Genomic DNA, 23,057 nt, shown 5'->3' with positions numbered 1-23,057 from the left:
TTAAACTGCGGGGGTGGCCCTGCTTATGGAATCCGGAAAAACGGAAGAGCGCCAGCGAGGGCGCTCTTCCGGGGGGCTGCGGTCAGCTGCCCACTGCAAGCCTGTCAGCCATTCCGCGCTCTGGGGCCTCGCCGCCGAGGGCGCGGGTGATGATCGTCGTGTTGTGGTCGATCATGCCGATGTAAGTGCCCTCATAGGTGCCATCCGGCCCCATCGCATCGGAAAACAGTTCGCCGCCGATGACGACGTCGTGACCCTTGGCGGCCGCGCCTTCGATGAGTGCGCGGATATTGCGGTCAGATACGGATGATTCGACGAACACCGCGCCGATATCGCGATTAACGAGCAGATCGACCAGTTCGGCGATGCGGTTGAGACCGGCCTCACTCTCTGTCGAAATGCCCTGAATGCCCATCACTTCGAAACCGTAAGCGGAACCGAAATAGTTGAACGCGTCATGCGCGGTCAGGAGGACGCGGCTTTCTGCGGGGACGGAGGAGAGAACCTTGGTCGAATAGTTGGCGAGCTGCGCCACGTCATCCAGGTGCTTTGCGGCATTCGCCTTGAAGGCGTCAGCCTGTTCGGGGTTGGTCTCGGCCAGCGCATCACGAACGGAGATGACGACCTTGGACCAGAGATTCGGGTTCATCCACACATGCGGGTCGAACTTGTCGTCATAATCGTCATGCGAGAGGAGCATGTTCCTGGGCAGGCCTTCGGCAACGGCGACCACATTCCGCTTCTCTGAAAGGTCATGCATGAAGTCCTGCATCTGCGCTTCCAGGAAGAGACCGTGCCAGAGCACCAGGTCTGCATTGGTCATGGCGGAGATGTCCGTGCGGGTCTGGCGATAGGCGTGCGGGTCCACACCCGGTCCCATCAGCGCCTTCACGTTCACCAGGTCGCCGCCTACCTGGCGGGCAGCGTTGGCGATCATGCCCGTGGTTGCGACCACGTCGATCTTTTCTTGAGCGCTTGCCGTTGTGACGAGGTTCATGGCCCCCAGCGCGGTTGCGGCCAATGCGGCCAGTAAAGACCGCCTCATTTTGTTGAACATGCAACTCTCCTGTCGAGTTTGGTTTGCGATGGCGATGCACCGCACTGAAAATCTGCTTCCCAATTGCAAATCATTCGCAAATGCAATTGACGTCCGGGACGATCGCAGACAATATGCAAATGCGAATGAATTGCAACTGAAATATTCAGGAGAAGATTGTGGTGGCTGGTTCAGTCGGCATGGCATGGCAGGGGGAAGGCAATGCGGAAGCACCGGACGATACCGCTGCCCGCGCACTTCTCAGGCAGGCGGGTCTTCGCGCGACACGGCAGCGGATGGCGCTTGTCGATCTCCTGTTTGGGTGCGGTGGCAGGCATGTGTCGGTCGAAGGGCTTCATCGGGAACTGTTGGGCCTGGGGGCGCCCGGCTCCATCAGCTGCGTTTACAACAGCCTGCGCCGCTTCAGCGAAGTGGGCCTCGTGAGGCGGGTGCCGGTCTATGGAGCGACGAGTTACTTCGACACGAAGCTCGACCATCACCACCACTTCTATGCGGAAGACGAGGATCATCTGATGGATGTTCCCATGAATGCTATCGCCCTTGATGACCTTCCGCCTCCGCCGCTTGGCTATGAGCTTGTGAGTGTGGATGTCGTCGTGCGGGTCAGACGCGAGCGTTCGGCAAAACCGGTCCGACCGTCATTTCGATCCGGGGAAGGGGCGTCCTGATGCTTCAGATCCCGGAAGAAACCTTGGAGAGGATGCGAGCGGCCCGTGAGCGGACGGGCAGTGCGCGTCACGAGCTCCAGGACATGCTGAAAGCGGGCGGGTTACGTCCCACGCGGCAGCGTATCGCGCTTGCCGCCCTGCTGTTTTCCACCGGCCGACATCGCCATGTTACCGCCGATGACCTGCATCGGGATGCGCGTGCCGACAGTACCGCTTTATCGCTCGCCACTGTCTACAATACGCTCAACCAGTTTGCCGATGCCGGGCTGATCCGCAAGATCGGCATGAATGGCGAGCGTATGCATTTCGACACGGATCCGGGCGATCACCACCATTTCTACGTGGAGGCTGAGGACCGGGTGCTGGACGTGGAACCCGGCGCGGTCTGTTTCAGCGCGCTTCCGGCTGCTCCGGCTGGCTACGAGATCGCCGGGGTTGATGTCGTGATCCGTCTTCGCAGGTCAAAGCCTGAAAAAGCACGCAACGCCTGCAGCGGCGGGTGTGCCCGGCGCGCGGGCTCTGGCGGTGACATGCCCCGATGACCCAATTGCGAGCCGTTCTTTTCGGGCCGGACGGAGTTTCTCGCCGCAATCAGGTTCGAACTCTCAGCAATAGTCAAAGGAACACAACCCATGCACACCATCTGGGGCAGGCCGCCCGTCCTTGATTTTTCTTCAGTTCCGCTCGCTCCGGATGGGGTGTTTTCGCGTGAGCTTATTGCCTTGCTGTTCGGCAGATTCCGTGAGGGCGCATGACATGAGGCCACACATCAATGGTCCGGCTTCCGGGACGGTGCCGCCAGCGTCTCTCGGGCCGACTTTCGACCTGCGCTGGCGCACCCTCACCGAAGAAGCCAATGCTCTTTACAGGGGAGGCGATACCGCATCTGCGCGCAAATGCTATGAGGCGGCGCTCTCAGAGGCTGAACGCTTGCTTGATGCGGTCGCGGCGGAGCACGACGCGCGGCCGGCGCCGATTATCTACAATGTTTCCTGCCACAATCTCGCCGAACTGGCGCGGGCTCTTGGTGAGAACGCTGAAGCGGAGGCCTATTGCCGGCGCGCCTATGAGCGCCTTCTCGCGGTGGCGCAGAACCCGGCCTCGCCGCTCGAACTGCGCATTTCATGCGTCCGGAATCTGCGCAACGCGCTGGCTGAATTGACGGTGCGCCTCAACGAGCGCCATGCGCCGCCAGGGGAACTTGATCGCATCGTCGAGCCGGTCCGCAACGCCGCATTCAGCGTTTTTCGCATTGCCCGACATGCCGAACTTGCGCGGGACAACTGCCCGCACTGCCCGCTTTCGTGATCCCACGATCAGATCTCCGCACAAGGGATCGAACTTTTGTTTCAGCTTCCAGAACTTCCATACGCAATGGACGCGCTTGCGCCTTACATGTCCGCAGAGACCCTCGAATTCCATCACGGCAGGCACCACAAGGCCTATGTCGACAAGCTCAACGCGTTAACGGCAGACAGCACCTATCGGCACATGAGCCTTGAAGAGGTCATTTTGACGAGCGCCAACAAGCCGGCCGAAAGCGGCCTGTTCAATCAGGCTGGCCAGCACTGGAACCACAGCCATTTCTGGCTTGGCATGAAGGCCGGTGGCGGCGGCGCGGTTCCGGGGAATCTCGAAAAGCACCTGATTGCCGATTTCGGGTCGGTTGACCGTTTCAAGGAAGAGTTCAAGGCGGCCTGCATTGCGCAGTTCGGAAGCGGATGGGCATGGCTCGTTTTTGATGGCGAGAAGCTCGCCATTGCCAAGACGGGCAATGCCGACACGCCGCTGACAGAAGGCAAGTCGGCATTGTTGACCTGCGATGTCTGGGAACACTCCTACTACATCGATTACCGCAATCTGCGTCCCAGATATGTCGATGCTTTTCTGGAAGGTCTCGTCAACTGGGAGATAGTGGCCGAGCGCTATGAGAGTGCCATCGGGGCTTAGGGTCAGGACCTGTTGATATGGCCTTCCCCTAAGTCCGGTGCGCCGCCGGCCTTGAGAGCCGGCGGCGTTTACAGGTGTCAGGCGCTTGCGTTTTCGGTGCGCATCGTGCGGGCGGCGGCAACCATGTTGACCAGGGCGGGACGCACTTCGTCCCATTTGCGGGTCTTCAGGCCGCAGTCCGGATTGACCCAGATCTGCTCCCCGGCAAGGCGCTGGCGCGCCAGCGAAAGCAACGCCGTCATCTCACCAATTTCGGGGACGCGCGGCGAGTGGATGTCGTAGACGCCTGGTCCGATCTCATTGGGATATTTGAAGGTTTTGAAGGCATCGAGCAATTCCATCCTCGAGCGCGATGTCTCGATGGAGATCACATCCGCGTCCATGGCGGCGATGGCGTCGATTATGTCGTTGAACTCCGAATAGCACATATGGGTGTGAATCTGGGTTTCATCCGAAACCCCGCTGGCCGAAATGCGGAAGCTCTCCACTGCCCAGTCGAGATAGTGCTTCCAGTCCGCATGGCGTAGCGGCAGGCCTTCGCGCAGGGCCGCTTCGTCGATCTGGATAATGCGCGCACCCGCTGCCTCAAGGTCACGGACCTCGTCGCGAATGGCAAGCGCGATCTGCCGGCAGGTCTCGCTACGCGGAATGTCGTCGCGCACGAAAGACCAGTTGAGAATGGTCACAGGGCCAGTCAGCATGCCCTTGACCGGCCTGTCCGTCAGCGACTGGGCATACTGCCACCACGAAACGGTCATCGGAGTGGGCCTGGATACGTCGCCGTAGATAACCGGCGGTCTGACATAGCGCGATCCATAGCTTTGCACCCAGGCGTGCTGGGTGAAGGCGAAGCCGGAAAGCTGCTCGCCGAAATACTGAACCATGTCGTTGCGCTCGAACTCGCCATGGACCAGCACATCGAGGCCGACGTCCTCCTGCCAGCGGATCGTCGCTTCGGTTTCCTTCTTCAGGAACGTGTCGTAGTCGACAAAGCTAAGCTCGCCGCGTGCATGTGCGGCTCTTGCCTTGCGAACCTCTGGCGTCTGCGGGAAGGAGCCGATCGTGGTGGTCGGAAAGGCGGGCAGGCCGAGCCGGGTAGCCTGTAGCTTCTGGCGCTCGACAAACGTGGCGCCGCGCGTCTTCATCTCGTCGTTGATCCGCGCCATGCGGCCCTGAACCAGAGGGTCGCTGACCTTGGGGGAGGCGTGCCGCGCGGCGACGGCATCGGCTGCTGCTTTCAGGGCACCGGCAACGTCTGCTCCGTTCCCGGACAGAACATCGGAGAGCACATGAAGTTCGTCCATTTTCTGCAGGGCGAATGCAAGCCAGGAGCGCAGGTCGGCGTCGAGCGTGGTTTCCAGTTCCAGATCGATGGGGATATGGAGCAGCGAGCAGGACGGAGCGAGCTGGACCATCGCTGCGCCGCGCGCCTTGACGACGGGCCCGAGCCTGTCTGCGAGGGAAGCCAGATCAGCGCGCCAGATGTTGCGGCCGTTGATCACGCCAAGCGACAGAACCAGATCCGGCCGCGCAGCGGCGAGCACCGCGTCGAGTTGCTCCGGCGCGCGAACGAGGTCCAGGTGAAGGCCGGCCACAGGCAGGGAAAGCGCGGTTTCCAGATTGCCGCCGAGCCCGCCGAAATAGGTTGCAAGCATGATCCGGAGATCTGGGGCAGCGGCTGCAAGCTTCCGGTAGGCAAGCCGATAGGCATCCTGTTCGTTGGGAATGAGGTCGGTGACGAGGGCCGGCTCATCAATCTGTACCCAGTCCGCTCCGGCCTCCTTCAGCTTGCGAAGCAGTTCTTCATAAACAGGCAGCAGGCGCGGCAGAAGCGCAAGCGGATCGTAGCCTGCATCGCTGGACTTGCCGAGTTTGAGGAAGGTGATCGGACCAAGGAGTACGGGCCGGGTATGGATGCCGAGCGCTTTTGCTTCGAGAAACTCATCCAGCGGCTTGGTGGAGGAGAGGGCGAAGACCTGGTCGTCGGAGAATGCCGGCACCATGTAGTGGTAATTGGTGTCGAACCATTTGGTCATTTCCTGCGCTTTGTGGCCGCCGGAGTGGCCGGGGTGCCCGGGGTGCTCGCATCCCGCATCCCTGGAGCCCTGGCTGCCGCGCGCCATTGCGAAATAGACTTCAAGCGGCACCGGGCCACCCTGCCAGCCATAGTCTGCCGGAACCGCGCCGACCATCACACTGGTGTCCAGCACCTGATCGTAGAGTGAGAAATCATTGGAAGGGATGATTGCAACGCCACGATCGCGCTGCTCCTTCCAGTTCTCGGCCCTGAGTTCCCTTGCAGTCTGGAGAAGGGTTTCTGCGCTGCTTTTGCCGGACCAATGGCTTTCAAGGGCGAGTTTCAGTTCTCGGCGGCGGCCGATACGCGGCACGCCGAGCGTGGAGACAGGAATTGAACGTTCAGACATGGCACACCCGATGCTGTTTGGGGCAGGGGGGAGGCGTACGCAGACCGCGGCCTGAACGGCCGCCGCATGACGAACACCGGACACCCCGCCCGTTGACGTTGTTTCGTCATGGCAGGTCTCCTGGCTCACGGGTCTCGGCCTTGATCCGTCTTCCCGGACGTCTGTCCAGTGACTTGAATGGATTTCGGCTCGCCGCTGACAGTTGCGGGGGCAGCGCCGGATTTGAACCGGCTTCCCTCTTAGCCCGAATCCGCCTGAAGGCAGGTTCGAGAACCACGACGCGCCCAGATTCCTCGCAATGCGGCGGAAAGTCAAGAATGATATAAAGAAATGTTTATATCTTTACCTCTTGTCTGAGGGGTGATGTGCCTCTCTATTTTAGCTGTCGGGAAATCCTGTTCCGGAGTTGGTCCATGTGCGCGCGCGGGTCGGCCGGCAGAAGGTTGACAGGCGCGGGTCTGCGTATACTTTTCGAAGCGGTCAAGGTTCCGTCGGCAGACCTGTCTCGGTCGGCGGCTAAGAGGGAATCCGGTTCAAATCCGGAGCTGACCCGCAACTGTGAGCGACGAGCCGCTTTGCCGATCATGTCACTGGCGTTATGCCGGGAAGACGGGTGAAGCTGTGATGAGCCGCAAGCCAGGAGACCTGCCTGATCGTGTGAAGTTCCGTGGTCGGGATATGCCACAGGAGCGCGTGCTTCGGAATATCCGGTTCCGACGCGCGATCTCCCTGCCGTTCCCGATCGCATCAGCTCGAGGAATGGCAGTGGATACGAATGCATTATTGAATGAAGGGCAGGGAAGCCGCGCGATCCTGCTTCTTGCAAAGTCGGCTTTTGCTGCTGCACCTCATGGCGAGATGGCGCGCCTCGCTGAAATGGCCGCAGGTTTTGAAGGTGTGACGGCGGTTCAGTACTGTTTCTCCGAACAGGGGACGCCGTCCTTGCGGTCCGCACTTCTGGAACTGCGGGCAGAACATTATTCTGAGATCGTGGTTGTCCCGCTCCTGCTTCCGATGGAGCCGAGCTTCCGGAACTGGCTGTCGAAATCGCTCCGGCGCTGGTAAGCCGAAACATCCGGCGGCTGGCCACCCATCCGCATAGCATCCGACATTGCTCGCAGTGCACATTTTGAACGGCTTCTTGGCGGTCTCATCGGCGACATTGCTCAGGAGCCGGCCGTTCCTCCCGCTGAAACTCCGGTACGGGAAGGCTCTCTGGTGCCGGCGCAGAAAAGACGGGTTCTGGTGTGTGAGGGCGGGGCGTGCAACGCTGCCGGGGCGGACGTTCTGTAGTGTCATTTGCGCAACCGGCAGAAGGAACTGAACCTGCGCAACACGGGGGATGGCACCATGACCGCGAAAGCAACCTGTCTCGGCCCCTGCAATCTCGCGCCGGTTCTTCAGGTATTTCCCGAAGGCGCCTATTACGATGGCGTGAATGAGGATGCGATAGACCGCATCATTGAAGAGCACCTGCTTGGGGGACGCGTTGTCGCCGATTTCGCCTATGAGCCGACCGGTCGCAAACAGCGGCTTCGCGGGACTTTAAACAGGTAATGGTAGCGGCGGGGAGGAAAACGGTTGGCCTTGCAGGTCCGATCAGGTTAACGATTGCGCGCCACGGTTCCGCAACGTCGGATGAAACGGGAACGCAGGACGGGTTCGTCCCAGTCTGCGGCTGCCCTCGCAACTGTAGGCGGCGAGTTCGGTATCGATCCACTGGTCAGTCGGCCGGGAAGGGATATTCGAACGCTTGAGCCGCGAGCCAGGAGACCGGCCTTGGCGCAAACGCAATTGTCGGCGAGGTGTCCGGCAAGAGGGTAGCGTAGACCGGTCTCGCGGGGTGCAAGGACGCCTTGCGGCGCATTCGGTCGATGCGGGCGCTCTTTCACGCACCTCCCGGCGCCCCGTGTCGATCGAGGTGATCATGTTGTTCAAGTCCGTTCTCGGCGCTGCCATTGTCGCGCTGTCACTCTCCCAATCCGCTTTCGCAGAAACCATTACCGATGATGTCGGGCGTCAGGTCGATGTCGACCTGCCCGTCAAGCGCGCTGTGATCTTCAACCGCTATTCGGTTGAATTCGCGCGCGCCATCGGCGCCATCGAGCAGGTGGTTGGCACCGGCGCCAGCACCTATCGCGATCCTGCCTACTGGCCGGAATTCGGCCCCGACGACGTGGTGGGCCAGGGGCAGAGCGAGCCCAATTACGAGGCCATCATCGCCAAGAGGCCGGATCTCGTCATTCTGCCGCGCAACGGCGTTTACGAGGAGGCGGCGCGCCAGCTTGAGCCGTTCGGAATTCCGGTTCTGGTCGTAACCTCCTGGGATACGCTCAAGCATGTCGAGAACGTCAAGCTGATGGGCAAACTCTTCGGTCGCGAAGAGCGGGCGGCCGATCTCGCTGCCTATTATGAGGATTACAAAGCGCTTCTGGCCGAGCGGCTTGAGGGCGTCGAGCCGGTGCCGGTTTATCTGGAGGAGAAGCGCCCGCTGGTGACGGTCACGCCGGGCTCTGGCTGGCACGACATGATCGAAGCCGGTGGCGGCAGGAACGTTTTTGGCGAAATCGTCATTGAGGACGAGCCGGCCGCGCGTGGCAATCCCAACGCCTTCACCATCGATCCGGAGGAACTGGTCGCGCGCGTGCCGTCGCTGATCGTGAAGCTGGAACCGGGCGCTTACACGACCATCCCCCAAGAGCAGTACAAGACGACATGGGACGGGCTGATGGCGCGTGAGGACATCCGCGCCACGCCGGCGGCAGAGGCGAAGAACGTCTACGTCATCAACTACTACCTCGCCGGCGGCTCCTCGAAGATCACCGGCGCGCTGCAGATCGCCAAATGGGCGCATCCAGAGCTGTTCAAGGATGTCGATCCGGAAGAGGCCATGCGTCGCTGGGTCGAGGACTTCCAGGGACTGCCCTATCAGCCGGGCATGACCTATCAAGGCGACTTCTGAGCAAGCTGACATGACGGGGCGGGGCCGATGACCGATACGCTTGAAACCGAAGCCGGGGGTACAGGTGCCGCCTCGGTCGAAAAAGGCAGGGGCCTTGCCGCCCGGTATCGGGAGGGCGGACGGCGACGCATTCTGCTGATCGCCCTGTCATTCGCGCTTTTGATGATTGCCGCCGCATCGGTTTCCGTACGTGGCATCAACGATACAAGTGTCGTAACGCTTGCGCTCGTTCTCATGGAGCGGGCAAGCCTCGGCTATTTGCCAGGATCATCGGACGAACAGGCGGCGCGGGTTCTGCTTTACCTGCGCCTGCCGCGTGTGGTGATGGCGCTGGTGGCCGGCGCTGCCCTGTCCGTGTCCGGCGTTCTCATGCAGGCCATTACCCGCAATCCGCTCGTCAGCCCCTATACGATCGGCGTTTCCTCGGCTGCCGGTTTTGGGGCTTCCGTCGCCATCATGTTCGGTATCGGTCTTCAGGCGGCAGGCGTCTATTTCGTCCCCCTGTCGGCCTTTGTCTGTGCGCTTCTGTGCGCGTTCGCCGTTTTTTCGTTGAGCTGGTGGCGGGGTATGGGGGCACAGGCGATGATCCTCACCGGCATTGCGCTGATGTATCTGTTCAGCGCATTGACCGCTGCGGTCCAGTTTGTCGCCACCGAAGAGCAGCTGGCCCGTGTCGTGCACTGGACGTTTGGCAGCCTCAACGGGGTGCAGTGGGATGCGGTCTATCTGTGCGCCGCTGTTCTCTTCGCGGTGCTCATTCCGATCCAGGCAAGGGCCTGGCAGCTCAACGCACTCACCGTCGCCGGCGATGATGTCGCGCGTTCGCTGGGCGTCGATGTGCGCCGTCTGCGCACCTTCGCCATTCTCTTTTCCGTCGTCTCCGCAGCCTCGGTCATCAGCTTTGTGGGCGTCATCGGGTTCGTTGGACTGATCGGGCCGCATCTGGCACGCATGATGATCGGCGGTGATCACCGGCTTCTGCTGCCCTTCGCAGCAATCTGCGGCGCAGCGCTTCTTCTGGCCGCCGACACGATCGGGCGGCTGGCTTTCAGCCCGACGGTCCTTCCGGTGGGCATTGTCGTTGCCTTCGTTGGTGTTCCGGTCTTTCTGCACCTGATCGTGTCGCGGCGGCGGGAGGCTTTCGCATGACCCTTCTTGAAGCGCACAATCTGCGGCGGGTGCTGAACGACAACGCCGTTCTCGACGGCATATCGTTACGGGTGGGACCTGGCGAAATCGTCGGTCTGGTAGGGCCAAATGGCGCCGGCAAATCCACGCTGGTCCGCGCGATGCTCGGTCAGACGCGTCTCGAAAGCGGCCGGGTCCTGCTCGACGGGCGCGACATCGCTGGCATTTCGGCAAGGGAGCGGGCGCGGCTCGTGGCTTATGTTCCCCAGCGCACGCCGGACGGTTTTCCGGTCAGCGTTTTCGATGCCTGTCTTCTGGGGCGAACGCCCTATATGGGTATGAGCCCGGGCGCGTGCGACATTGCGCTGGTGGAGGAAGTTCTGGAAAAGCTCAATCTTTCCAGCCTTGCGTTCCGCTCCCTTGATGCGCTCAGCGGCGGAGAACGCCAGCGCGTCATGCTTGCGCGCGCCCTTTCGCAACAGACGCCGCTTATCGTGCTCGATGAGCCGACGAGCGCCCTTGATATTGGCAACCAGCTTTTCAGCCTGCGGTTTCTGGCCGATCAGGTGCGCGAGCGGGGTGTCGGCATTCTGGTCGCCATACACGATCTGGCGCTGGCGGCGCGCTTCTCCAACCGGATCGCCCTGCTGCACAGGGGGCAGCTTATTGCCGAGGGGCCCTGGCAGCACGCGTTGACTCAGGAAACCATCCGCGCGACCTACGGCGTGGACGCAGAGTTTGGCGAACTGAACGGGGCGCCGGTGATTGCTCCGTTCGAGATGGAGCGGCAAGGCGGGGCCTGAGCTTCCTGTCGCCATACCAACTCCGCTTGAAACGGACGGTTTTCCCAGACTATCCGCGCGGTGTTTTTCGTCTCGGTCTGTGCAGCGTCGTTGCCGGTGCTTCTCCGAATTGAGCCCGGTAGGCGCGTGAGAAATTGGCGACATGCCGGTATCCCAACCGGTAGGACACTTCGCTGACCTGGCACTTTTCATCGAGCAGCAGGCGGCGGGCCGTGCGCAGTCTTTCGGTGCGCAGAAAGGCGGCAAGGCTCACGCCGCGCAACACTTTGAACATCTGCTCCACCCGCGCGATCTTGAGACCTGCGCGCGTTGCAAAGTTCCGTGCAGCCGCACCGTCGTTCAGATTGTCTTTCACATGGGCGACAAGTTCATCGAAGCGCATCAGCTCCCATTCGGTGAACATTTCGCCGTCAGGATCATATTCGCAGAAGGCGGTCATGGCCTGGCTGAAAAGCTGCTTTCCCAGGCCTTCAATGGTCATGGCCCGCAACGGGCCATCTATGCTGGGGCCGAAGAGGCTTGTGGCCAGCGTCTTGACGCCGGCTGGAAGCGGAATGCTCTCAAGGCGCTCCAGTGATTTGCCACGCGCCATGAAGGGGGCAAGCCTCATCGGCTGATTTCCGTTTAGCTGGCGTTTGAGAAGGCGTAGCGAGATGGCCACGCCGGTATGCCGTATCAACGTTCCAGCGCGAACATCCAGGATGAAGCCGGAGGGCCCAACCCTCATGAGGCTCAGCGTGTTCTCGGCCATGGGGCCCGTGGTCCCGATGGGGGTGCTGAAATCTGCGCCGCCGGCGAGTTGGACAGAGAAGCCGATCCACGGCTGGGGCAACCGGTTTGTCACGGTAAAACGGCAGTCCGCTTCGGCTTCGATCTCCGACCGATAGATGGCGACACCATTGTCGAATGTCAGGCGCTCCACCCTTCCATGTGCACCGGGAATGGCAATCGCATTGCCTCCGACCATGCGCCATTCCGGTGCATCTCCATTTTGCTGCATTGATCGTTCTGCCCCTGAAAACGTGGAAAACTGCGCGCTGGTTGAATGTCTGAAACCAGAAATGAAAATGATAAGTCATCATGAAAGTGATAATCAATTCATGTAGCTAAATAAAACGCCTGCCAGTAGCTTCCGGTCGAATTTGTAATTTGCGAATACCGGAAAGTCAGGGCGTCCCATGAAATTAAAAACGCTATCGAGCGGTCGTGTTTCCAGCGGCGCGGAGGTGATCAGAAAGAGGCGGCTGTGGGCAAGCACGGCGCTGGTCGCCTTCAGTGTCGTTGCGGTGGTGGGACACGGTCAAGCGCAGGAAATCATCGATGGCTCCATGGAGACCGTGGATGGCGATGGCGCGGGAACCAAACCGAGCCCGTGGCTGCTTCCTGGTAGCCTTATCCTTGGTGATCAGAGTGCGGGAATGCTGATCCTGCAAAACGGAGGCCTTGCGTCTGCGACCGACGTGCAGCTTGGCGCCAGGGCTTCGGGCGAGGGGCAGCTCTGGCTTCATGGATCGGTAGCTGATCGCGGCGTGCTTGAAACCGGTCAGGTCAGTGTTGGTGCGGGCGGCGGAACGATCAGTTTTGACGGCGGCATTCTTCGCCTGACGCGCGATGAGGCGGACCTCTTTGCGGGCTTTGACGATGGTGACATCACAATCGGCTATGCGAATGCCTATATCAACACGCAGGAACATTCGGTTGCGACGTCTGTTGGTCTCGAAGGCGTTGGCGGTCTGCTGAAGCGTGGCTCGGGCACGCTGACGCTCACCGGACACAATCGCTATCAATCCGGAACGACCGTTTACGAAGGTGTGCTTGCGGTCGATGGCGGAAGCATTACCCATACGGCCGGGCACGTTGTGGTGGCTGCGTCCGGCGGGGACGACGCGTCTCTGATTATCAAGAATGGAGGCGCAGTCAGCGGCTACAACAGCCAGATCGGGATGGGTAGCGGGTCGATCGGAAAGGCTCTCGTGACTGGCGCCGGATCATCATGGCTTAGCGCCGGAACGTTAGACATTGGCCGTTTCGGAAAAGGTGGTCTCACGATTGAAGATGGTGGGCTCGTCGAAAGCCGCGATGCGCACATCGGGTATGCCCAGAACGCTGTTGGTGAGGTGCTGGTTTCCGGAGCCGGCTCGAAATGGCGTCTGGATGACGGGCTGGAGGTCGGTCGAACTGGAAAAGGCGCGCTGACCATAGAGGATGGGGGTGTCGTACAGTCCGGCTCTGCGTTTCTCGGCACAAACGCAACCGGTCGTGGGACGGCTTTGGTCTCAGGCACCGGGACGCATTGGGGAGTTGTCGGAGAACTCGTCGTTGGCCGGGCAGGTGAGGGGGAACTTCATATTTTAGACGGTGCGATCGTCTCTGCCGGCCGGGTCGAACTGGGCATGTTCAGCAGTGCGTCAGGTACGCTGAGGCTCTCTGGCACGGCGGGGTCGAGAGGCGTTCTGGAAACTGAGCAAGTCAGCGAAACGTCCGGGGAAGGAAGCCTCATTTTCGATGGCGGAGTTCTGCGGCTCACTGCTAATGAGTACAACCTTTTTGCCGGACTTGAGGCGGGTGACGTCACAATCTCCGGGGGCGGCGCTTACATCGACACGCAGGGCTTCTCGGTTCACAGCGCCTACGCTCTTGGCGGCTCCGGCGGTCTGATCAAGCAGGGCAACGGGTCTTTGACGCTTTACGGTGCGAACAATCATACCGGTGGCACGATTGTTGAGGCGGGAACGCTTGTTCTCAAGGGCGGTGACGCGCTTGCCGATACGGGCGCGGTCGAGCTTCAGGGCGGTGTATTTCGGCTTGATGACGATGAAACGATAGGGTCACTTGCCGGTGTTGCTGGTGCGCACATCAGTCTGCAGGCCAACACGCTGATCACCGGCGGAAGCGGCAACAGCTCTGTTCTCGCCAGCAGCATTTCAGGAACCGGCGGGTTTGAGAAACAGGGGGCGGGAACGCTTGTTTACACGGGCGATGGCTCCGGCTTTGACGGAACAACCAGGGTTGTCGATGGTGCGCTGATCGTCGGAGTGGGCGGCAATGGCGCTTTGGGTGGCGCGGTTGAAGTCCTCAATGGAGGGGTGCTTGGCGGATCCGGCGACCTGGGAGCGCTGACCGTGGCTTCAGGTGGTGTTCTGAAACCCGGTAACTCCATCGGAACACAAAGTGTTTGCGGAAACGCGACTTTTGAAAACGGCTCGGTCTTTGAGGTCGAAGTGGACAATGCCGGAAGCAGCGATCGGCTGGCGGTCTCGGGCCGAGCATTTCTCAATGGTGGAACAGTGAATGTGCGCGCCGAGAACGGGACGGACGACGGCTCCACCTATGATCCCGTAAGAACCTACACGATCCTGAAGGCATCGGGTGGTATTAGCGGTGCGTTCAGCGGAGTGACGGAGAATTTCGCTTTCCTCGATGCAGCACTCGCCTACGATCCCGAAACAGTGTTGCTCACTCTTTCACGCAATGAGACGGACTTTTCCGAACTGGCAAGAACACACAATCAGCGCGTAGCAGCCATTGGTGCACAAAGCCTGGGGAGCGGCAATCAGCTTTTTGACGCCATACTTGGACTGAGTGACGCCCAGGCGCCAGGTTCATTCGATGCGATCTCCGGAGAGATATACGGATCGATCAGAAGCGGCTTCATTGCCGACAGCGGCTTTTTGCGGGACGCGGCTTCGGAGCGCGTCCGGAGTGCAATCGGGATTGGAGCGCCTGCTTCTGCGCCACAGTTTTGGAGCATGGGTTTCGGCTCATGGCAGAACTTTTCCAGTGATGGAAACGCGGCGCAATACACGCATGATACGCGGGGGCTGTTGCTGGGGGCTGATGCCGAGGTCGCTGGCTGGAATCTGGGGTTCATGGCGGGGTACAGCCGTTCATCCTTTCGCTCGGCAGATCGAGCTTCGGCTGGCAGCAGCGATAACTATCATCTCGGCATCTATGGTGGACGGCAGTGGGAGGCGCTCACGTTGAGCGGCGGGTTCGCCTATACCCGGCATGAAGTGGATGTGCGCCGCTCGGTCGCATTTGCGGGTTTCAGCGATGCCCTGTCTGCCGGGTATCACGCCGGAACGGCGCAGGGCTTTGGAGAGCTGGGCTATCGAGTGGAAACGCCTGTGGGGACGGTCACACCTTTTGCCGGGATTGCTCACATCTCCCATTCGTCTCAAGGTTATGCGGAAGAGGGCGGCGCTGCAGCTCTGGGGGCGCTCGCGCAGACCAGCAATGTCACATACACAACGCTGGGAGTGCGCATGGAACGCGATGTCAGTCTCGACGTTTTGAGCGGCGCATTGCACGGGGCGATCGGCTGGCAGCATGCATTTGACAACGAAGTGGCCCTGGCGCGCCATGCACTGGCGGGAGGCGATGCCTTCAGCGTTGCCGGCGCGCCCATTGCGGCAGACACATTGCTTCTGGAGGCGGGCTTCTTGCTTGCTTTGAGCGATTCCGCCACTCTCGGAGCAGCCTATGGAGGGCAGGTTGCCCGTGGCGCTGCGCGACACACTCTCGACGCGACACTCTCCATCAGCTTCTAAAATTCGTCCCAGCGTTTCCGGCCTGCCTGTTATCCGCGGGCCAGGCACCGGGACGCGCAGCCTGTGACGGGCAAAAAGACAGGAAAACGTCATGAAAACCAGACACAGCGTTCTTCTCACTGCGGCAGCCGTAAGCTGCTCCCTCATCACTCTGAACATTGCGGGGGCGGAAGCCGTGCCGGAATATGATCTGGTGATTGCCAACGGCCGCGTGATCGACCCGGAATCGGCACTGGACGCAACGCGGCATGTCGGGATTGTCGACGGCAAGGTGGTGGTCGTCTCCGAAGAGCCGCTTGACGGCGCAGAAGAAGTCGATGCAACGGGACTGGTCGTCGCGCCCGGCTTTATCGACCTTCATTCACATGCCCTCAATACCTCGTCCGCATGGATGCAGGCCTTCGACGGTGTGACAACCACGCTGGAACTGGAGCGGGGCGTGACCGAAAAGGCACCAGACATGGATCACGACATCAGAACTCGCGTTGTCGCGCTCGAACATTCAACCGCGGACAAGGAACGACGATTGTCTGAGCTGGAGGCGTGGAAAGCTCAGCAGGAGATCGAGAGCGCGCGGTACGATGAAAAGTGGAACGCGATGGAAGCTCGGATCGATACCCGGTTTTCCGGTCTTGAGACCTCAGTTGGAGACATCAAGAAAACCCTGTCGCACATCAATTGGCCGATCATTGGAGCCTCATCATTGGTATCGTGGCATTCGTGATCAAAGGTGGCTTCGCGCCCTGATCTTTCCGCATCCTTCCCAACTGACCCGCTGGTCTCGCGCTGGCGGGGCTCTTTTTTGCGTTTGGGGATGGATGATGTGTATGGCACTGCGCAAGAATGGGGGGACGATTCGTCGTCATTCCATGTTGCATCTATGTCGCGTGGCATTGTCGAGTGCGGCAAGAAACCCTTGGAAGTCAGTTGCAACAATTTGCAACATCGTACTGAGGCAAAAATGGCCTTAAGTCATTGAATTAAATGGTAGCGGAGGCGCGTCTTCGCCGGTCGCACCCCCCGACAGAAAATGGGGGTGAGATCGATGGTAGCGGGAGTCCGCTTCACCCGGTAGCACCCCCGACATGGGCTTATGTCGTGAGGGCGGCGTGAACCATGACCGTCACCATTCCTTGGAAGATCGCCGCCGCGCAATCCGGCAGGCGGGCCGCTGACAAGCTCTTTGAGCACGACGGCAGGCCATCCGACGCCCGCGTGAAGACCGTCCTGCAATCCATCTGCACCGGCCTTGCCGAGCTTATGGTTGAGCACGGGGAGGAAGACGCGGCCATTGACGTTGCCGCCGCCGCGATGGCGGACGCCTTCCTTGAGCGCATCGTGATCTTGGAGACAGCCCGGATACTCGACTGAAAAAGAAAAATCCCCCGGAAGGGTGCCCACCACCGGAGGATTTCGCCAAGGAGGCAGCAAGGGGAACGAATTGTCGATGAAACGTCCACGCTGAGAGGCGTACCTTGCAATCGGCAATCTAGCATCGTTCCCCGGCTCCGCAATTCAGACATTCCGAAGTGGACCGCAGAATGACCCACGACCTGAACAGCAAGAAGGCGAAAGCCGAGATCAAGGCAGCACTCGCCAAGCAGAAGGCAGCGAAGGCGTTGCAGGACGACAGCCCGCTGAAGACGCGGGAAGACCTCAAGGGCTTCTGGCGACAGTACCCAAAGGCTCGCGACCTATTCGGGCAGATCATGATTACGTGGCGCGGTTCGACCGCCCGCCGCCCCGGCGTAGCCGGATGCTGGGCAGCATATCCATATCCATGGTGGAGCGAAAAGACGAAACTGCCAGAAAGCACCCTGAGATATTACCTCAAGAAGCTTGTCGAGCATGGCCTTGTGGAGCGGCAGCAAGGGCATCATGGGGGCAAGCGCACACTGGCATTCATTCGGCCCACCGCCCTTGCACTCGAACTGTCAGATGGCCGGCCTGGCGATAGATACCACCTTGGCCTGATAGAAGGGGGCGAGGCAGAAAAACCGGTGAAGCCCGCTGGGAAGCCGATAGCCGAGACAGCGCTGACATCGGAAAAGGAGGATCACCCACCGCAATCTATGGCCGAATTGATGGCGATCCTGAAGGGGTGAGGTCCGAGCGAAGTGAGCTAGCCTGTTGGCAACTGTGTTAGCAAGTCTGTTAGCAGCTCCATATACAGATACTTATGATTATTCACTTCGTTCATAATCAAAGTATCTATCCGGCTTCGCCATCCAGCATCCATCGCGTGCGCGAGATTTCCTGTTTCCGGGATAAACCTCCCTTCGGTCGGCTCCGAGAAGATTGGTCGCTTCGCTCCCTCTCTCTCCCGTTGGTCGAGCCTCCCCCTATAGTCCCCCTCCCGCCCCCGGACCGACCATCCCACGGAGTGCTTGACGTACCGAGGCGACGCAGATAGACGGGAAATTGCTTCATTGCCCGGTGGAACCGTTGAGCGGCAATAGAGCGGGAAGGCCCCCGCAAGCGAATACCAAGCTTGCAGGTGAACCATGTGGCCTTTCACAAGTCTCCGACAGACTGGAACTGAAACCGTACACTCGCCCCGACAGGGTGGAAGTGCGGACGAACAGCGCTCGCTTGCGAACCCCGAAGACTGGCTGCTTGAGCTGTTCGGCGCTGTTCCCGTGGCATCTGGGGTTAGCGTCAATCCCCGCAGCGCACTTTCTGTTCCCGCTGTCCGCGCCGCCGTCGAACTGATAGCCGGCACAGCCTCCACGCTTCCCGTCAAAGTGTTTCGTCATGCCCCGAATGGTGGCAAGGAAGTCGCCGCTAACCACTCCGCATACAGCCTTGCCCACGATACGGCGAACCCATGGACCAGCGCTGGGGCTCTTCGTGCCCAGATCACCATGGACGCGCTGCTGACAGGCGGCGGCTTTGCCTATGCCAATCGTGCCAGCGATGGCCGCGTTGTCGAATTGATCCGGCTACCGGCAAACTCTGTCAGCGTAGAAACTGACACGCTTACGGGAGAACCCCGCTACCGGCTCAACGAGAGTGCTGGACAACGCTTTTTCACCTTTAGGGACATCATCCACGTTGCCCCTTTGGCGTCTCTGGATGGCGTGAACGGCGAAGCTCCGATCCGCACCGCACGGGAAGCCATCGGTCTTTGCATCACACTTGAAGCACACGCTGCCCGTCTTTTTGCCAATCAGGGCAGACCTTCCGGCTTCCTGAAGTTTGCCCGCGCGCTCGCTCCCGATGCGATGGCGAAGATGAGAGCATCCTGGCAGGCGATGACGCGAAGCGGCGGCACCGCCATCTTGGACGCAGACGCGGACTATAGGCAACTCACCCTTGCTTCCACCGATGCACAGTTTGCGGAAATGCGGGCCTTCCAGATTGTTGAGATTGCCCGCGCCTTCAACGTGCCCCCGACCTTCCTTGCCGACTTCAGTCGGGCGACGTGGAGCAACCTGACTGAAGCCAACCGCCAGCTTGTAACGTTCAGTCTCATGCCGTGGTTTCGCTCATGGGAAGCAGCTTACCGGCGTGTTCTTCTGAGTGATGAGGATCGGCAATCCGGCATCACTGTTGAGTTTGTGGTGGATGGGCTCTTGCAAGGCAATGCATCTGAACGGGCCGAAGCTGTTGCCAAGTTCCGGGCTGCTGGCGTGATGACCTCCAATGAAGCCCGACGCCTCGAAAACCTCCCCGCGATGGACGGCGGGGACAAGCTGGAAAACCCATACACCACCACAGGGGGCACCAATGAGTGACGCCCCCACGCATCGCCAGTTTTTCGGAGACACCGACCGTAATTTCCGGCTCACACCGGAACTTGTCACTGAACTTGAACGCATCACCGGTGCGGGCATCGGTGGCTTGTCCCGGCGCTTCTTCGCTGGTGATTTCCGTCATGCCGAGCTTCTGGGAGTGATCCGGCTTGGTCTCATCGGCGGTGGAGAGGACCCCGAAACCGCCGCCGCACTGATCGACGCATATGCGGCACCGCGCCCCTTGATGGAACTCTATCCGATTGCCGTGGGCATTCTCGAAGTTCTCATGTTCGGAAAGGTCTCGACCGATGAAGAATAACCCTGTGCAATTGATTGCACTCTTACCTAAACGTCAAAGTGCAATCAATTTCACTTCCGAAACGCGCGAAGCCAGTGCCGGCGACACGCTGGACGTGGAAACCCGCTTCACCGTGCCGACCGATAACGGTGACATTGAAGGCATGGCCGTTCGGTTCAACACGGTTGACAGCTACCGGACCGAATTCGCGCCAGACGCTTTCAGAAACATAGAAGGCCGATCTGTTCCGATGCTCTGGGCGCACGATCCCGGCACAGTCATAGGCTCATGGTCTTCTCTTCAGGTCCGGGCCGACGGTTTGACGGCGAAGGGCAGGCTCAATCTTGCTGTTGCCAAGGCACAGGAGGTGCGCAGCCTCTTGATTGCAGGTGACATCAAGGGGCTGTCCATCGGCTTCCGAACCGTAAAGGACGAGCGCCGCGCCAACGGCGTTCGCCGGATTGTGGAAGCCAGCCTTCGGGAAATCAGCATCGTAGCGTTTCCCGCCGTACCCGGCAGCGGGATTACATCCGTGCGCACCGGCAGCCCTGACTTTTCCGCCTTCCTCACCTCCGTCCGCGCCGCATCCGCAACCCTGAAAGGTTAACCTATGAACGCGCATACCTCCCTTGAAACCCGTTCAGCTCTTCCGCTGGAAATTCGGAATGATCCGTCCGAAACGAATGACCCCCTTGCCGCTGCAACGGCGGCGGTGGAAGAGCTTCGCAGTGCTTCCGCTGAATTCCGCACACGGCAGGAAGAAGAGCTTCGCGCCGCCAATGACCGCATCGCCGCGCTGGAAACCCGCCTCAATCGCCCCGGCACCGGCCAGCAGGAAAATCGAGAAGAACCAGCCCTCGAACGGCGGGCGTTCAGCAACTTTGCCCGCTATGGCGTGGAACGCATGCAGGCTGATGAAGTCCGCGCTCTCACAGTCTCGACAGACACAGCAGGCGGCTACCTCGCCCCGGAACAGTTTGTGCAGGAGCTTGACCGCAACCTTGTGCTGTTCTCTCCGGTCCGCTCCGTTGCCCGTGTCACACCGGCGTCCGCAGGCGAAATCATACTTCCGAAGCGCACTGGCACCATGACCGCAAGCTGGGGCGGGGAAACCGATCCGGCCACCGGAACCCAGCCGGCCTATGGCCAGCAGAAAGTCAATGTCTACGAACTCAAATGCTACGTGGACGTATCCAATACCCTCTTGGAAGATGCTGCCTTCAACCTCGAAGCCGAACTTGCTTTCGATTTCGCGGAAGAGTTCGGGCGTGCTGAAGGCGCTGCATTCATCAACGGTGATGGGACCGGCAAACCGAACGGCCTTCTGAACACAGCGGGCATCGACACGCTGGACACGACCGGGGCCGACCTCCGCGCCGACGATCTGATTGACGTGTTCCATGATCTTCCCGGCGCTTATGCCGCCCGTGCCGTCTGGGGCATGAACCGTTCGGTGATTGGCGAGGTTCGCAAGCTCAAGAACTCCGCAGGCGATTATCTTTGGCAGGATGCGCTCACAGCTGGCAATCCGCCAACCATTCTGGGCCGTCCAGTCGTGGAACTTCCGGATATGCCGGATTACCCCGCAACGGACGCCGAAGCCCTTCCTATCGTCTTCGGTGACTTCAAGAGCGCCTTCCGCATCTTCGACCGCGTGAACCTGTCCGTGCTCCGTGACCCCTACAGCCAGCAGGTGAACGGACTTGTGCGCTTCCATGCCCGCCGTCGCGTTGGCGGTGGCGTCACCAAGACGGAAGCTCTTCGGCTTCTGAAGGTGGACCGGACCACGCCATAACCGCCCAGCCACCGAACAAGGAACGAGAACCATGACCATCAATGCAACAGCCAAGGCCAAGGTTTTTATTGGCAGCGCAAGTGCGACGATTTCGGAACTTACCGACTTTGAAGCCGATACCTGGACCGAGATCAAGGAAGTGGAAGACCTTGGCGAATGGGGCGCAGAAGGCACCGAGATCACCTTTATCAGCCTTGCCGACAGCCACACCCGCCGCCGCAAAGGCACCATTGACAGCGGAACCGTCGCGCTTGTTTGCGCCCGTGATCCCAGCGACCCCGGACAGGAGAAGGCCCGCGCTGCCGTGGAAGATCACCTTCCCTATGCCTTCAAGGTGGAGCTTGCCGACAAGCCGACACCAACCGGCACGAACTCGATTTTCTACTTCCGTGCCCCCGTCATGTCGGCACGCAACCAGTTCGGCACGGCGAATGATCTGACGAAGACCGCCTTCAATCTGGGCATCGACGGGGCAATCCTCGAAGTGCCGGCAGCGGAAGGCACCCCGTGACCATGGCAAGGCTGGCAGACACCATCACTGTCAGCATCGGGGGCGAGGCCATACAGCTTCGCCCCTCTCTTCGCTTTGCCATCCGCTTGGAGCGCCGGCCCGGATCGTTCGCCCGTCTCGCAAGGGACGTGTTTGACGGCAGCCTCACCGCTGCAATCGACATCATCCGTGATCACTACGATCATCCGATGCTTGAAACGCTTATCCTCGACAGCGGGTTTGATCGGCTCCGTGAGCCGTTGACGCTCTACATCATGGCGCTGGCGGGCATGGACCCTGAAGCACGAACAGAAGCCCCAGATGACGCGAAAGCAGTTTCTTTCGGGGAATTTCTGGAAGACCTCTTCAAGAAGGCCGCTGGCTGGTTGGGCTGGGAGCCCGATGTTGCCCTTAATGCCACCCCCGCTGAAATCATGCTCGCCATGGAAGGCCGCATGGACATGCTCAAGGCCATCTTCGGCAGCGCAGACGATCAGGACACCCCCGAAAGCAAAATGAGTCTGGACGACAAATTCAGGACGGTCTTCAGCAGCTTTGGCACCACCAAATTCACCAAGCGCAAGGAGGCGAATTCATGAAAGTCACAAGGGAATGGCCGGCGCTTGTTCGGTCCTTAATGAACGAACACGGACTGTCCGAAAGGAAGCTTGCACCAATGGCAAATGTGCATCGCACAACCTTGCGCAACTTCCTGTCCGGAAACGCGCCACAAATGCCCGTGGATCATCTTGAACGCATCCTTTCCGTTTTCGGATACGAGCTGGAAACAGCGATTGTCTTTCCCGAAGAGAAGGAGGGCAGCGGATGCCATATGCGGCACCACGCATCTGTCAGTGTGGCCGTGTAGTCGCCACTGGCATGCGTTGCGGCTGCCAAGCCCAGCGCGACCGGGAACGAAAGGCTAGACACGATCAGAACAGGCCCAGCGCACGCCAGCGCGGATATGACAGCAAGTGGCAGAAGGAGGCCAAAGCCTTTCTTGCCACGCACTCCCGTTGCGTCATGTGCGGAGCACCGTCCCGTGTCGTGGACCATGCCACCCCACACAAGGGCAACCGGAAGCTCTTCTGGTCACGGTCGAACTGGCAGCCCCTATGCACGTTCTGCCATTCGTCCCGCAAGCAATCCATGGAGAAGCGCCGATGAACAGGACATCGCCGAAGCTCCACCGC

At 60.3% G+C, this 23,057-nt stretch carries 24 protein-coding genes and 3 riboswitches; of the genes, 21 read left to right on the top strand and 3 right to left on the bottom strand.

Annotated features, from left to right (window positions below; all coding sequences use genetic code 11):
* Nucleotides 1-82: 82 nt before the first annotated feature.
* Nucleotides 83-1,057, bottom strand: coding sequence for a metal ABC transporter solute-binding protein, Zn/Mn family (locus tag BLW55_RS06055; RefSeq protein ID WP_090327489.1), 975 nt, complete (start codon nucleotides 1,055-1,057; stop codon nucleotides 83-85).
* Nucleotides 1,058-1,218: 161 nt separating this feature from the next.
* Here BLW55_RS06055 and irrA (BLW55_RS06050) point away from each other — a divergent pair, with 161 nt between their 5' ends.
* The 4 genes from irrA (BLW55_RS06050) to BLW55_RS06035 all read left to right on the top strand — a co-directional run bounded on the left by irrA (BLW55_RS06050) (nucleotide 1,219) and on the right by BLW55_RS06035 (nucleotide 3,675).
* Nucleotides 1,219-1,725, top strand: a complete 507-nt coding sequence (gene irrA / locus BLW55_RS06050; RefSeq protein ID WP_244509001.1) for an iron response transcriptional regulator IrrA — start codon at nucleotides 1,219-1,221, stop codon at nucleotides 1,723-1,725.
* Nucleotides 1,726-1,757: 32 nt separating this feature from the next.
* Complete coding sequence (irrA, locus tag BLW55_RS06045) at nucleotides 1,758-2,267, top strand: iron response transcriptional regulator IrrA (protein ID WP_090329903.1); 510 nt, start codon at nucleotides 1,758-1,760, stop codon at nucleotides 2,265-2,267.
* 214 nt (nucleotides 2,268-2,481) lie between these two features.
* Nucleotides 2,482-3,033, top strand: coding sequence for a DUF2753 family protein (locus BLW55_RS06040; protein ID WP_090327484.1), 552 nt, complete (start codon nucleotides 2,482-2,484; stop codon nucleotides 3,031-3,033).
* A gap of 27 nt (nucleotides 3,034-3,060) precedes the next feature.
* Nucleotides 3,061-3,675, top strand: a complete 615-nt coding sequence (locus tag BLW55_RS06035) for a superoxide dismutase (protein WP_280140489.1) — start codon at nucleotides 3,061-3,063, stop codon at nucleotides 3,673-3,675.
* Nucleotides 3,676-3,752: 77 nt separating this feature from the next.
* Here the strand turns inward: BLW55_RS06035 and metE are convergent, their stop codons facing one another.
* Nucleotides 3,753-6,101: a 5-methyltetrahydropteroyltriglutamate--homocysteine S-methyltransferase gene (gene metE, locus BLW55_RS06030; RefSeq protein WP_090327479.1), complete on the bottom strand. Its 2,349-nt coding sequence runs from the start codon at nucleotides 6,099-6,101 to the stop codon at nucleotides 3,753-3,755.
* 93 nt (nucleotides 6,102-6,194) lie between these two features.
* Nucleotides 6,195-6,394: riboswitch (cobalamin riboswitch) on the bottom strand.
* Nucleotides 6,395-6,567: 173 nt separating this feature from the next.
* Nucleotides 6,568-6,767: riboswitch (cobalamin riboswitch) on the top strand.
* Here metE and BLW55_RS20915 point away from each other — a divergent pair.
* From BLW55_RS20915 to BLW55_RS06010, 5 genes are all read left to right on the top strand, one after another.
* Nucleotides 6,726-7,166 carry a CbiX/SirB N-terminal domain-containing protein gene (locus BLW55_RS20915; RefSeq protein ID WP_425286775.1) on the top strand — a complete coding sequence of 147 codons (441 nt, stop codon included), beginning with the start codon at nucleotides 6,726-6,728 and terminating at the stop codon, nucleotides 7,164-7,166. It overlaps the preceding riboswitch by 42 nt.
* 285 nt (nucleotides 7,167-7,451) lie before the next feature.
* Nucleotides 7,452-7,658, top strand: a complete 207-nt coding sequence (locus BLW55_RS20910) for a (2Fe-2S) ferredoxin domain-containing protein (RefSeq protein WP_244508998.1) — start codon at nucleotides 7,452-7,454, stop codon at nucleotides 7,656-7,658.
* 47 nt (nucleotides 7,659-7,705) lie between these two features.
* Nucleotides 7,706-7,897: riboswitch (cobalamin riboswitch) on the top strand.
* A gap of 131 nt (nucleotides 7,898-8,028) precedes the next feature.
* Nucleotides 8,029-9,063, top strand: coding sequence for an ABC transporter substrate-binding protein (locus tag BLW55_RS06020; RefSeq protein WP_090329902.1), 1,035 nt, complete (start codon nucleotides 8,029-8,031; stop codon nucleotides 9,061-9,063).
* A 27-nt stretch (nucleotides 9,064-9,090) separates the two neighbouring features.
* Complete coding sequence (locus BLW55_RS06015) at nucleotides 9,091-10,212, top strand: FecCD family ABC transporter permease (protein WP_090327477.1); 1,122 nt, start codon at nucleotides 9,091-9,093, stop codon at nucleotides 10,210-10,212.
* Nucleotides 10,209-10,994, top strand: coding sequence for an ABC transporter ATP-binding protein (locus BLW55_RS06010; RefSeq protein WP_090327474.1), 786 nt, complete (start codon nucleotides 10,209-10,211; stop codon nucleotides 10,992-10,994). Before BLW55_RS06015 ends, BLW55_RS06010 begins: the two co-directional genes overlap by 4 nt.
* 49 nt (nucleotides 10,995-11,043) lie before the next feature.
* Here the strand turns inward: BLW55_RS06010 and BLW55_RS06005 are convergent, their stop codons facing one another.
* The gene (locus BLW55_RS06005) at nucleotides 11,044-11,994 is read right to left on the bottom strand and encodes a helix-turn-helix domain-containing protein (protein ID WP_090327471.1); all 951 of its coding nucleotides are present in this window, start codon (nucleotides 11,992-11,994) and stop codon (nucleotides 11,044-11,046) included.
* 178 nt (nucleotides 11,995-12,172) lie between these two features.
* Here BLW55_RS06005 and BLW55_RS06000 point away from each other — a divergent pair, with 178 nt between their 5' ends.
* The 12 genes from BLW55_RS06000 (at nucleotide 12,173) to BLW55_RS05945 (ending at nucleotide 23,031) form a co-directional block, all read left to right on the top strand.
* Nucleotides 12,173-15,544 carry an autotransporter outer membrane beta-barrel domain-containing protein gene (locus tag BLW55_RS06000; RefSeq protein WP_090327470.1) on the top strand — a complete coding sequence of 1,124 codons (3,372 nt, stop codon included), beginning with the start codon at nucleotides 12,173-12,175 and terminating at the stop codon, nucleotides 15,542-15,544.
* Between the two features lie 91 nt (nucleotides 15,545-15,635).
* Entirely contained in the window at nucleotides 15,636-16,268 is a 633-nt protein-coding gene (locus BLW55_RS21055) for an amidohydrolase family protein (RefSeq protein WP_090327467.1), read from the top strand.
* A 392-nt stretch (nucleotides 16,269-16,660) separates the two neighbouring features.
* The gene (locus BLW55_RS05990; protein WP_090327464.1) at nucleotides 16,661-16,915 is read left to right on the top strand and encodes a hypothetical protein; all 255 of its coding nucleotides are present in this window, start codon (nucleotides 16,661-16,663) and stop codon (nucleotides 16,913-16,915) included.
* Nucleotides 16,916-17,085: 170 nt separating this feature from the next.
* A complete protein-coding gene (locus BLW55_RS05985) occupies nucleotides 17,086-17,649 on the top strand; it encodes a helix-turn-helix domain-containing protein (RefSeq protein ID WP_090327462.1) in 564 nt (187 codons plus the stop codon).
* Nucleotides 17,650-18,048: 399 nt separating this feature from the next.
* Nucleotides 18,049-19,281, top strand: coding sequence for a phage portal protein (locus tag BLW55_RS05975; protein ID WP_177175029.1), 1,233 nt, complete (start codon nucleotides 18,049-18,051; stop codon nucleotides 19,279-19,281).
* Entirely contained in the window at nucleotides 19,274-19,600 is a 327-nt protein-coding gene (locus BLW55_RS05970; RefSeq protein WP_090327457.1) for a gene transfer agent family protein, read from the top strand. The genes BLW55_RS05975 and BLW55_RS05970 overlap by 8 nt, the downstream gene beginning before the upstream one ends.
* Nucleotides 19,542-20,186: an HK97 family phage prohead protease gene (locus BLW55_RS05965; protein ID WP_177175028.1), complete on the top strand. Its 645-nt coding sequence runs from the start codon at nucleotides 19,542-19,544 to the stop codon at nucleotides 20,184-20,186. The genes BLW55_RS05970 and BLW55_RS05965 overlap by 59 nt, the downstream gene beginning before the upstream one ends.
* A gap of 3 nt (nucleotides 20,187-20,189) precedes the next feature.
* A complete protein-coding gene (locus BLW55_RS05960; protein ID WP_090327453.1) occupies nucleotides 20,190-21,374 on the top strand; it encodes a phage major capsid protein in 1,185 nt (394 codons plus the stop codon).
* Nucleotides 21,375-21,405: 31 nt separating this feature from the next.
* Nucleotides 21,406-21,885, top strand: coding sequence for a phage tail tube protein (locus BLW55_RS05955; RefSeq protein WP_090327450.1), 480 nt, complete (start codon nucleotides 21,406-21,408; stop codon nucleotides 21,883-21,885).
* Nucleotides 21,882-22,463 carry a hypothetical protein gene (locus BLW55_RS05950; protein ID WP_143038421.1) on the top strand — a complete coding sequence of 194 codons (582 nt, stop codon included), beginning with the start codon at nucleotides 21,882-21,884 and terminating at the stop codon, nucleotides 22,461-22,463. The genes BLW55_RS05955 and BLW55_RS05950 overlap by 4 nt, the downstream gene beginning before the upstream one ends.
* Entirely contained in the window at nucleotides 22,460-22,732 is a 273-nt protein-coding gene (locus BLW55_RS20620) for a helix-turn-helix domain-containing protein (RefSeq protein ID WP_143038420.1), read from the top strand. The genes BLW55_RS05950 and BLW55_RS20620 overlap by 4 nt, the downstream gene beginning before the upstream one ends.
* The gene (locus BLW55_RS05945; RefSeq protein WP_008597087.1) at nucleotides 22,690-23,031 is read left to right on the top strand and encodes an HNH endonuclease signature motif containing protein; all 342 of its coding nucleotides are present in this window, start codon (nucleotides 22,690-22,692) and stop codon (nucleotides 23,029-23,031) included. The genes BLW55_RS20620 and BLW55_RS05945 overlap by 43 nt, the downstream gene beginning before the upstream one ends.
* Nucleotides 23,032-23,057 lie beyond the last annotated feature (26 nt).

This window comes from Nitratireductor aquibiodomus (genome assembly GCF_900105565.1).
Classification (GTDB): Bacteria; Pseudomonadota; Alphaproteobacteria; order Rhizobiales; family Rhizobiaceae; genus Nitratireductor; species Nitratireductor aquibiodomus.
The sequence above is the reverse complement of the archived record's forward strand: the minus strand, read 5'-3'. Positions and strand labels throughout refer to the sequence as shown.